The following is a 9,409-nucleotide window of genomic DNA, read 5'->3' as shown; positions in this document are numbered from 1 at the left end:
CCCATCCGAATATTACTATAGTGCCGATTGTAGGTGATATCCGAAATCCGTCTCGTATCAATGTTATCTTTGACGAACAGATACCGCAGGTGGTTTTTCATGCTGCTGCGTACAAGCATGTACCGATGATGGAGCTTAATCCAGCTGAAGCGGTGAATAATAACGTCCGCGGGACAAAGTTGCTGGCCGATGCTGCGAATGCTTTTGGGGTTGAGACATTTGTTATGGTGTCGACCGACAAGGCGGTGAAGCCAACCAATGTAATGGGTGCGTCCAAAAGAGCAGCAGAACTCTACGTACAATCACTGGCACAGAGAAGTAAAACCCGATTTGTAACGACACGCTTTGGAAATGTTTTGGGGAGTAACGGCAGTGTTATCCCGACATTTAAAGAGCAGGTCAAGAATGGCGGCCCGGTGACGGTAACCCATCCAGATGTGACTCGTTATTTTATGACTATTCCTGAGGCGAGTCAGCTGGTACTTCAGGCAGGTAGTATGGGACGTGGTGGAGAGATCTATTTGTTCGATATGGGGGAGCCCGTTAAGATTGTCGACTTGGCGGAAGAACTGGTCCGTTTGTCAGGTTTGCAGCCGCATGAAGATATAGAGATTGTTTTTACCGGGCTAAGGCCCGGGGAAAAGCTTTACGAAGAGCTGTTGCTGGCCGAAGAAGGAACGCTGACGACCCATCATGAAAAGATCTGTATTGCGTCTTCGGCGCCTCCTGCGCGTGAGGTGCTTCTCAGGCAGTTGGAAGAACTTTTTGCTTATGCCAAGTCGTTGGATTTAGATGGCGTCAGGGCACAACTTCGGGTTATTGTTCCTGAATATAAACCTGCTGAGCATAGGCAAGTGGCTAAAGTTATCCCGCATCCGGCAAGAGTGATGCACCAGTAATAAGGTTTTCTTATGATCAAAAGTATGACCGGCTATGGTCGAGGGCAGGCACAGGTTGATGGCCTGTCCTTTTCTGTTGAAATTCGTGCCGTTAATCACCGCTATGGTGATATTAATATTAAGGCGCCGCGGTTGCTGATGTCGCTGGAACCTCAGATTAAGAAGCGTATTGCCTCAACAGTGAAGCGGGGCAAGGTCGATGTGTTTATCTCACAGGAAGCCTGCGGACAGATTGCAGCGCAACCCGTGGTGAATAAACCATTGGCTGATGCATATATGCAGGTTTTTGCGCAAATGACCGAGGACTACAATGTCACCGGCGGTGTGAGCCTGAACCTGCTGCTGGCGCAAAAAGATGTCCTGACGCTTGAAGAGGTCGATGTTGAAGAAAAAGACTTGTCTGCCGGTTTGACCGCTGCGCTTGATGCTGCATTGCAGGCATTGCAGGTGATGCGAAAAAAAGAGGGCGAGGCGACGGCTGCCGATATCCAACAACGTTTAGGACTTTTGACTGAGTTGCTACAAAAAATTGTTGCTCGGGCTCCACAGGTGCCGATGGAGTGGCAGCAGAAGCTGAAAGAACGTTTGGCGAGACTTGGTGACGACGTAGGTGATCCGCAGCGAGTCGCTCAGGAAATTGCGATCTTTGCTGATCGTTGTGATATCAGTGAGGAAGTGACCCGTTTTAACAGCCATCTGGATCAGTTCAGTGGCTTGGTCGAACAGGCAGAGCCGGTTGGTCGGCAGATGGATTTTTTGGTCCAGGAGCTGAATCGCGAAGCGAATACCATGGGCTCCAAATCGAATGATGCTGAATTGACCCGTCAGGTCGTTTTGTTGAAGTCAGAGCTGGAAAAGATTCGTGAGCAGGTGCAGAATATTGAATAAGGCAAAACGAGAAGGAGTTATTTTTGTAGTCTCAGCACCTTCCGGGGCGGGCAAGACGACCCTTTGCCGAGAATTGATTGACAGATTTGCTGATTTGAGGCAGTCTGTATCGTTCACCACGCGCCAAGCTCGTGCCGGTGAGGTTGATGGTGTCGATTATCATTTTGTTGATAAAGCCGATTTCCACCGGATGGTTAATGCAGGTCAGTTAGCCGAGTGGGCTGAGGTCCATGGTAACTGCTACGGGACTTCATTGGCGACGCTGGAACAGGCTGCCGAGCAGGGCGTGGATTTGCTGCTCGACATCGATTTCCAGGGGGCGACTCAGCTGAAGAAAAACTATCGGCATGGGGTGTTTGTTTTTATCCTGCCGCCCAATTTTGCTGAGCTGGAACGACGCCTGCGGGGGCGTGATACTGATACTGATGAGGTGATAAGCAAGCGGTTGAAAAACGCTGAACGAGAAATTTCGGAAGCCGGCTGGTATGATTACTTGGTGGTTAATGATGATTTTCAGACAGCACTTGGGGAGTTGAGCGCAATTGTTACTGCAGAACGTTGTCGGAGTCAGCGCAACGGCGCAATTCTGACAGAGTTAAAGATAAAGGGAGAAGATTAGATGGCACGCGTTACCGTAGAAGATTGTTTGGATGTGATCCCGAACCGTTTTTTGTTGGCCATGGTCGCCTCAAAGCGCGCGAAGCAGCTTTACAAGGGGGCAGAGCCAATGATTGAAAATAAATCGGGAAATAAAAAGGTTGTTCTCGCGTTGCGTGAAATCGCCGCCGAATCCGTTGAGTTTGAAATACCGACCAAGCGAAAATCCTGACCCGTCTTAAGCTCCCTCCTGCTTTGCTGCGGGAGGGCAGTCGCGTGGCCACCGGCTGCGCTATCCCCGCCAATTACGTTTCATCGGGAGCTTTTCCCTCAGCGTAGCGTTTATGATCATATTTGATGACATTCTTCAGCAATTTGACCTTGAACCACATCCTGACGATGATTCACGTTTGCGGCGTGCATTAGAGTTCAGTGCCCGCGCTCATGCCGGTCAGAAGAACCGTGATGGTCAGGAATACCTGCAGCACCCACTTGAGGTTGCCTTGATCCTGACTCGATTTAAGGTTGATGAAACGACCTTGGTTGTTGGTCTGTTGCATGACGTTCTGCAGACCGAAAAGGTCAGCGAGCAGGAACTGGTTAACGAGTTTGGCAGTGAAGTGTTGGCGCTGATCGAAATCGGCAACAAAATCAGTAGTATCCCTTATAAAAAAAGTAACCAGCAGCAGGTCGAAAGCTTTCGCAAGATGTTTGTCGCCATGGCGCGTGATCTGCGAGTGCTGTTGGTTTATCTAGCAGACCGGCTCAGCGATATGCGGACTCTTGAATTCTGTGATGCAGCGAAGCAGGTTGAGTATGCACGTGAGACCCTGGAAATTTACGCACCTTTGGCGAACCGCTTGGGGATCAGCTGGCTGAAGAGTGAGCTTGAAGACCTGTCGTTGCGTTTTTTGGAGCCGGAAAAGTTTGCCGATCTTTCAAATCGCATTACCGCTCAGAAGGAAGAGCGGAGCAGCTATGTTGTGGCGGTACGCCGGCGGATTCGAGAGTTATTGCAGGAGAATGGACTGACCGGGGAGGTGACCGGACGGTTTAAGCATTTTTATTCCGTTTATAAGAAGATGGAACGTACCGGTGTCGACCTAGATGAAATTTACGATCTGACCGCCTTCCGGGTGCTGGTCAATTCAGTGCGTGAATGCTACGAGGTGCTAGGCCTGATCCACGCTACGTGGAAGCCGATTACCGGGCGGTTCAAGGATTATATCGCCATGCCGAAGGCGAATATGTATCAGTCCCTGCATACCACGGTGATCGGTCCTTTTGGCGAGCGTATGGAGGTGCAGATCAGGACTCATGAGATGCACCGGATTGCCGAAGAGGGGGTTGCCGCCCATTGGAAATACAAGGAGGGTGGACCGGTTGCTGCGACCGGCAGGGACGACCAGCGTTTCAGCTGGCTGCGGCAGTTGCTTGAGTGGCAGCAGGATGTCAGCGACTCCCGGGAAATGTCGGACAGCTCCTCGATCGATCTGTTTCCGGAGGAGGTCTATGTTTTTACCCCGAACGGTGATGTTAAAGAGCTCCCGCTGGGGTCGAGTCCGGTCGATTTCGCTTATGCCATCCACACCGATGTCGGCAGCCAGTGTGTTGGTGCGCGGATCAATGGCAAGCTTTGCCCGTTAAAGACAAAACTGAAAAATGGTGACATCGTTGAGGTCATCACGGCGAAGAATCATGCCCCGAGTAAGGACTGGCTCTCTTTCGTTAAAACGTCGAAGGCCCGCAACAAGATCCGTCAGTATGTCAAGGCGGGACAGCGGGAAAGGAGCATCGCTATCGGGCGCGAACTGCTGGAGAAGGAGCTGCGCAAGCACGATTACAGCATGAAGCGGGCGCAGTCGCTCGATTCTTTTGATCTGGCGGTAACCGATCTCGGCTTCAAGCAGGCGGACGACCTGTTTGCCTCTGTCGGTTACGGTAAGCTATCACCAGGGCAGGTGGTCTCCCACGTATTGCCACGAGAAGAGCTTAAGGTTTCCGGCAAGCCGGGAGCCTTCGGCAAGGTGCTGGAAAAATTCAGCCGAAAGAAACCGAGCAGCGTCATCAAGATCGACGGGATCGATGATGTAATGGTCCGTTTTGCCAACTGTTGTAATCCGCTGCCGGGCGAACCGGTGGTAGGCTTTATAACTCGTGGTCGGGGCCTGACGGTGCACACGGCTAACTGTTCGCAGGTTTTGGCCAGCGATCCAGATCGTCGTATTGACGTTGAGTGGGATATGCAGCGCAAGACGACCCGCCCGGTCAAAATCCAGGTATTCTGCAGTGATCAGAAGGGGATGTTGGTCGGAATTTCCGGGGCGATTACCGAGGCGGATGCCAATATCGTCAGTGCCAGTGTTTTTTCACGGGGCGATAAAAAGGGAACGAACTTGTTTGAAGTTGATGTGCAGAACCTTGAGCATCTCAACCGGGTGATTCGGGAAGTGAAAAAAGTGAAGGGAGTCTATCGCGTCGACCGACTTCACAGCTGAAAATTAAGGAGAGATAGATGGAAAAGATTGAGACAGCCAAGGCGCCGGCAGCGATCGGTCCCTATTCACAGGCGGTGCGTGCCGGAGACTATCTGTTTTGTTCCGGGCAGATTCCGTTGATCCCGGAAACGGGTGAAATGGTTGCCGGGGGAGTGGTGGAGCAGACCCGGCAGGTGCTTGATAATCTGATGCAGGTGTTGGCCGCAGCTGGAGCGGATTTCGGCTCGGTGGTCAAAACCACCATCTATCTCGCCGACCTGGCTGATTTTGTTACCGTCAACGAGATTTACGCTGAATACTGTGCAGAGGTTGCTCCTGCCAGGGCAACGGTTCAGGTCGCTGCCTTGCCGAAAGGGGCGCGGGTTGAGATTGACGCAGTCGCTTGCTTTGGTAAATAGTTCTGAAAAATGGACGAGAAAAAGGGATGGCCCGATCAGGTCATCCCTTTTTAAATTGTTCAATCTGACGGTTTTAAATATCAGATAGCTTTTTGTACTTTGCCGGAACGGATGCAGCGGGTGCAAACTTTTACGGTCTTGATCGAACCGTTCTGGACTGCCCGGATTTTCTGCAGGTTCGGCTTCCAAACTGTGCGGGTTTTGTTGTGGGCGTGGCTGACGTTATTTCCGGTAACGGGTTTCTTCCCGCAGATTTCACATTCTCTGGCCATCTTTACTATCCTCCTGAAAGTTTCGAACGCGCATTATTAACACGTTTTTTTCCTCGATGCAATTATTTTTCGGGGCTTTTTTCTGTCTCATAAATCCTCTTCGCTCAGAATTTCAAGACCTTCATTCTGCAACATTGCAGCGGTCACTCCCATGCCGCTGATAAGTTTACCGTTGCAGTGAACTGTTCGGCTACCGCAAGAAGGACTGCGCTGTTTTAAGATCGCTAGCTTGCAACCGGTTAGCTCGGCAATTCTGTAAATCTCTTTAGCTGCGCGCACAAAGGCGGCGGTTGTATCCTGGCCATGCTCGTCGCAGATTCTTCCACTTCCCTCCAAGACCGCATTGCCATCCCCTCCTGTAAACCAGCACTTTGGCCGCGGTGTTGGCATCCCGGCCAGTTGTTCCGGGCAGACCGGAATCGGAATCAGATGCTTCTGTTTAAGATAGCTGACCACCTGCGGGCTGAGATTGTCAGAGCCATCATAGCGGGTTGCCAGCCCCAGCAGGCAGGCGCTGACCAATGCTGTTTTTGCCATAATGGATGCCTATAGAGATGGGTTGATCAAGGCTTCTTCATTGTTGCTTGCAGCTTCAATGTGAACGCGACGGCCTTCAACCTTGACCCGCCCCTCGGCAATAAGCTGGATTGCCTGCGGGTAAATTTTGTGTTCTTGTTCCAGAATCCGGGCGGAGAGGGTTTCTTCGGTGTCATTGTCCAGGATCGGTACGACGGCTTGGATGATGATCGGTCCAGTGTCGACACCGGTGTCGACGAAGTGGACTGTGCAGCCGGCAAAGCGGGCTCCGTATTCCAGTGCTTTTTTCTGCACATGCAGGCCGGGAAAGGCCGGCAACAGAGCCGGGTGAATGTTGACAATCCTCTGCGGAAACGCTGCGATGAAAACTTCGGAAATGAGGCGCATGAAACCGGCCAGAACCACCAGATCGACTCCAGCTTCCTGCAGGGTTCTGATGACCGCCTGATCAAAGCTCTGACGATCGGCATAGTCGCGGTGGTTAACGCAGACACTAGGAATTCCGGCTTTTGCCGCCCGCTCCAAGGCTCCGGCGTCGGGGTTGTTGCTAAGAACCAGAACAATTTCCGCATCAATCTTCTGCTCACGGCACTGATCGATGATCGATTGCAGATTGGTGCCTCCGCCGGAAGCGAGGACGCCCAGCTTCAGTTTCTTGTTTGCCGACATGCTACGAATACCTTATCAGTAAAGCTCGACTGATGGCTCAGTCGCCTGAGCAATTTCTCCAATCAGGTAGGCTTTCTCGTTCAGACCGGAAAGGCGGCCGACAATATCTTCAACCTCGTTTTCCGGGGCGATGATCGCCATGCCGATACCGTAGTTGAAGGTGCGGTACATCTCGGTTTCCGGGATGCTCCCGCCTTCGCGCAGCATCTCAAAAATGGCCGGTTTCTCCCAGCTGTTACGATCAACAATTGCTTTGCACTTCTGGGGCAGCACTCGCGGCAGGTTTTCCAGCAGGCCGCCGCCGGTGATGTGAGCAACGCCTTTGATGGTGAAGTCGCGCATAAGGTTGAGAATGGTTTTTACGTAAATGCGGGTCGGGGTGAGCAGCTCTTCGCCGAGGGTCCGTTCAAGGTCGTTCGGCTTGTCGTTGAGGTCGAGCTTCATTGCCTCAAGGAAAACTTTTCTGGCCAGCGAGTAGCCGTTGGAATGCAGACCGCTGGAGGCGATGCCGATGATCTGATCGCCTTTGGTGATGGTCGAGCCGTCGATGATTTCGGCGTTGTCGACAACGCCGACGGTAAAACCGGCCAGATCGTACTCGCCGTCACTGTACATGCCGGGCATTTCGGCGGTTTCCCCGCCTAGTAAAGCGCAGTTCGATTGTTTGCAGCCCTCGGATATCCCTTTGACGATTTCCACGGCTTTTTCCGGAGTCAGCTTGCCTGTGGCCAGGTAGTCGAGGAAGAAGAGCGGTTCTGCCCCCTGGACGATGATGTCGTTGACGCACATCGCAACCAGATCGATGCCAACCGTGTCGTGCTTATCCATCATAAAGGCCAGTTTCAGCTTAGTGCCGACACCGTCAGTAGAAGAGACCAGGGTTGGGCGTTTGTACTTGTTGCTGTTCAGGCGGAACAGGCCGCCAAAGCCGCCGATGTCGGTCAAGACTTCCGGTCGGGAGGTCTGTTTGACCAATGGTTTAATCATGTCGACAAAGCGGTTCCCGGCGTCGATATCGACCCCAGCGTCTTTATAGGTGATCGGTTTTTGCCTGCTCAATTTTCCTCGCTCCTTATATCCAAATGGCCGGACATTAAACCACCCGAGGCAATCTTTGTCAATTGCCGAAGCGGGTGTTTACGAGAAGAATGATCTATTGTCTGTATCCTGTCGGGAAAGTGTGATAGAACGTCCAAAAGTTGCCGATTCTCTCTGTTTTTTAGGGCAAGTTTCACGTGAATCCGAACTGCTTAATTGTACCATGTAATCATCGAACTTATAGTGCATAAAAATAGCATGTTGGCTAATGAGTTTCGGATCCTGCCATTGCAGGAAAATGATCTGTCCGCAGTTTTGAAAATCGAGCGGCAGAGTTATCCTTTCCCCTGGTCGGCTGATCAGTTTCGACAGGAATTGAACAATCCGGTTGCAACTGTCGAGCTGCTCTGGCATGCGGACAGATTGGCCGGCTACCTCTGTTACTGGTTGATTGCCGGGGAACTACAGATCCTTAATATTGCGACCTCACCAGATTCCCGCCGCCAGGGAGTTGCCGGTCGTTTGCTGGAACACGCTTTTGCCAGCTGCATGGAGCAAGGGCTGGAACGGGCCTGGCTTGAAGTGCGCACCGGTAACCGCGCTGCCATCGAACTTTATCGTAAAGAGGGCTTTGTTGCCGATACGGTTCGCTCTGGTTATTATCGGGACGGCGAGGACGCCCTGCTGATGGTGCGCGATTTTAGTGGTGGTTCTGTGGCGGATTTTTGAATTTTTCACAGGTAAGGAGGCTGTTGGTGAAAAATTATAAAACAATCATTCTTTCCAACCAGGAGATCTCTCCCGGTTATTACCGGATGCGGATACTGGCGCCGGAATACAACAAGCTGGCGAAACCTGGACAGTTCGTTATGTTTCGCGTGCAACGTTCACTGCCGCCGCTGCTGCGGCGCCCGTTCGGGATTTTTTGCACGGGTTATGCGGCACCCGATTGCGACGGCATGCCGGAGAAGGAATTCATCGAAATCATTTACAAAGTGGTCGGCAGCGGTACCGAAATCATGCAGGAATTGCATCAGGGGGATCGCGTCGAGCTGCTCGGGCCGCTCGGTCGAGGTTTCGATCTCGGCGACCCGGAAGAAGAGAAAATTCTCGTCGGTGGCGGAATCGGTCTGGTGCCCCTGTATATGCTGGCGGAAAGGATGGTCGCCAATTCCAAAGTGCGACTGCTGATGGGAGGCAGGACACGTGACGATATCATCACCGTGACGGAGTTCGAGCGTCTTGGCGTGGAAACTTACGTTTCGACCGAGGATGGCAGCCTTGGAGAAGAAGGGCTGGTGACCCAAGTACTGGAACGCAAACTGGCGAAATACCCGAAGGCTTCGGTGTACGCCTGTGGACCGATGCCGATGATCGATGCGGTGCAGAAAATCTGTGCCACACGCAACACACCGCTGCAGGTGTCATTAGAGGCGCTGATGGCCTGCGGGGTTGGTGCCTGCCTGGGGTGTGTCGTCAAAGGCGCTGGCCACACCGATGAAAACCCGCAGTACCTCTGCACCTGTAAGCAGGGACCGGTGTTTCTGGCCGAGCAGCTCGACTGGAGTCGTCTGGAAAAACAGCAGGGGAATTGCGGAGGGTGTAGCTGATGA

12 protein-coding genes are annotated in these 9,409 nt (G+C 52.4%); 8 read left to right on the top strand and 4 right to left on the bottom strand.

The genetic code is table 11. The features are described 5' to 3' along the window. From Q7J88_RS05345 to Q7J88_RS05320, 6 genes are all read left to right on the top strand, one after another. Nucleotides 1-899: polysaccharide biosynthesis protein (locus Q7J88_RS05345; protein ID WP_303721120.1), on the top strand; the 899-nt coding region annotated here is incomplete at its 5' end. Between the two features lie 12 nt (nt 900-911). Continuing rightward, a complete protein-coding gene (locus Q7J88_RS05340) occupies nt 912-1,787 on the top strand; it encodes a YicC/YloC family endoribonuclease (RefSeq protein ID WP_303721119.1) in 876 nt (291 codons plus the stop codon). After that, nucleotides 1,780-2,406 (top strand): guanylate kinase, encoded by a 627-nt coding sequence (gene gmk, locus Q7J88_RS05335; protein WP_303721118.1) that lies wholly within the window; start codon nt 1,780-1,782, stop codon nt 2,404-2,406. The genes Q7J88_RS05340 and gmk overlap by 8 nt, the downstream gene beginning before the upstream one ends. Continuing rightward, nucleotides 2,407-2,616 (top strand): DNA-directed RNA polymerase subunit omega, encoded by a 210-nt coding sequence (gene rpoZ, locus Q7J88_RS05330; RefSeq protein WP_303721117.1) that lies wholly within the window; start codon nt 2,407-2,409, stop codon nt 2,614-2,616. Between the two features lie 112 nt (nt 2,617-2,728). Then, nucleotides 2,729-4,882 (top strand): bifunctional (p)ppGpp synthetase/guanosine-3',5'-bis(diphosphate) 3'-pyrophosphohydrolase, encoded by a 2,154-nt coding sequence (locus Q7J88_RS05325; protein WP_303721116.1) that lies wholly within the window; start codon nt 2,729-2,731, stop codon nt 4,880-4,882. Nucleotides 4,883-4,899: 17 nt separating this feature from the next. After that, complete coding sequence (locus tag Q7J88_RS05320) at nt 4,900-5,280, top strand: RidA family protein (RefSeq protein ID WP_303721115.1); 381 nt, start codon at nt 4,900-4,902, stop codon at nt 5,278-5,280. An 80-nt stretch (nt 5,281-5,360) separates the two neighbouring features. Here Q7J88_RS05320 and rpmB read toward each other — a convergent pair whose 3' ends face one another. From rpmB to purM, 4 genes are all read right to left on the bottom strand, one after another. Beyond that, nucleotides 5,361-5,552: a 50S ribosomal protein L28 gene (gene rpmB / locus Q7J88_RS05315; RefSeq protein ID WP_303721114.1), complete on the bottom strand. Its 192-nt coding sequence runs from the start codon at nt 5,550-5,552 to the stop codon at nt 5,361-5,363. Between the two features lie 87 nt (nt 5,553-5,639). Beyond that, entirely contained in the window at nt 5,640-6,089 is a 450-nt protein-coding gene (locus tag Q7J88_RS05310; RefSeq protein WP_303721113.1) for a DUF523 domain-containing protein, read from the bottom strand. Nucleotides 6,090-6,098: 9 nt separating this feature from the next. After that, nucleotides 6,099-6,758 (bottom strand): phosphoribosylglycinamide formyltransferase, encoded by a 660-nt coding sequence (purN, locus tag Q7J88_RS05305; protein WP_303721112.1) that lies wholly within the window; start codon nt 6,756-6,758, stop codon nt 6,099-6,101. A 15-nt stretch (nt 6,759-6,773) separates the two neighbouring features. Then, nucleotides 6,774-7,817 carry a phosphoribosylformylglycinamidine cyclo-ligase gene (purM, locus tag Q7J88_RS05300; RefSeq protein WP_303721111.1) on the bottom strand — a complete coding sequence of 348 codons (1,044 nt, stop codon included), beginning with the start codon at nt 7,815-7,817 and terminating at the stop codon, nt 6,774-6,776. Nucleotides 7,818-8,054: 237 nt separating this feature from the next. Here purM and rimI point away from each other — a divergent pair, with 237 nt between their 5' ends. After that, the gene (gene rimI / locus Q7J88_RS05295; protein ID WP_303721110.1) at nt 8,055-8,525 is read left to right on the top strand and encodes a ribosomal protein S18-alanine N-acetyltransferase; all 471 of its coding nucleotides are present in this window, start codon (nt 8,055-8,057) and stop codon (nt 8,523-8,525) included. Between the two features lie 26 nt (nt 8,526-8,551). Further along, on the top strand, nt 8,552-9,406 hold the full coding sequence (locus tag Q7J88_RS05290; RefSeq protein ID WP_303721109.1) for a dihydroorotate dehydrogenase electron transfer subunit: 855 nt from the start codon (nt 8,552-8,554) through the stop codon (nt 9,404-9,406). The last annotated feature ends 3 nt before the right edge of the window (nt 9,407-9,409 follow it).

It is taken from the genome of Malonomonas rubra (genome assembly GCF_003247215.1).
GTDB lineage: Bacteria > Desulfobacterota > Desulfuromonadia > Desulfuromonadales > Geopsychrobacteraceae > Malonomonas > Malonomonas rubra_A.
Note: the sequence above shows the minus strand (reverse complement) of the source record. Positions and strands in the feature narration are given on the sequence as shown.

Coding starts and splice junctions, on each gene's coding strand:
- Q7J88_RS05340 (WP_303721119.1), top strand. CDS start 912: ATGATCAAAAGTATGACCGGCTATGGTCGAGGGCAGGCACAGGTTGAT.
- rpoZ (WP_303721117.1), top strand. CDS start 2,407: ATGGCACGCGTTACCGTAGAAGATTGTTTGGATGTGATCCCGAACCGT.
- Q7J88_RS05325 (WP_303721116.1), top strand. CDS start 2,729: ATGATCATATTTGATGACATTCTTCAGCAATTTGACCTTGAACCACAT.
- Q7J88_RS05320 (WP_303721115.1), top strand. CDS start 4,900: ATGGAAAAGATTGAGACAGCCAAGGCGCCGGCAGCGATCGGTCCCTAT.
- rpmB (WP_303721114.1), bottom strand. CDS start 5,552: ATGGCCAGAGAATGTGAAATCTGCGGGAAGAAACCCGTTACCGGAAAT.
- Q7J88_RS05310 (WP_303721113.1), bottom strand. CDS start 6,089: ATGGCAAAAACAGCATTGGTCAGCGCCTGCCTGCTGGGGCTGGCAACC.
- purN (WP_303721112.1), bottom strand. CDS start 6,758: ATGTCGGCAAACAAGAAACTGAAGCTGGGCGTCCTCGCTTCCGGCGGA.
- rimI (WP_303721110.1), top strand. CDS start 8,055: ATGTTGGCTAATGAGTTTCGGATCCTGCCATTGCAGGAAAATGATCTG.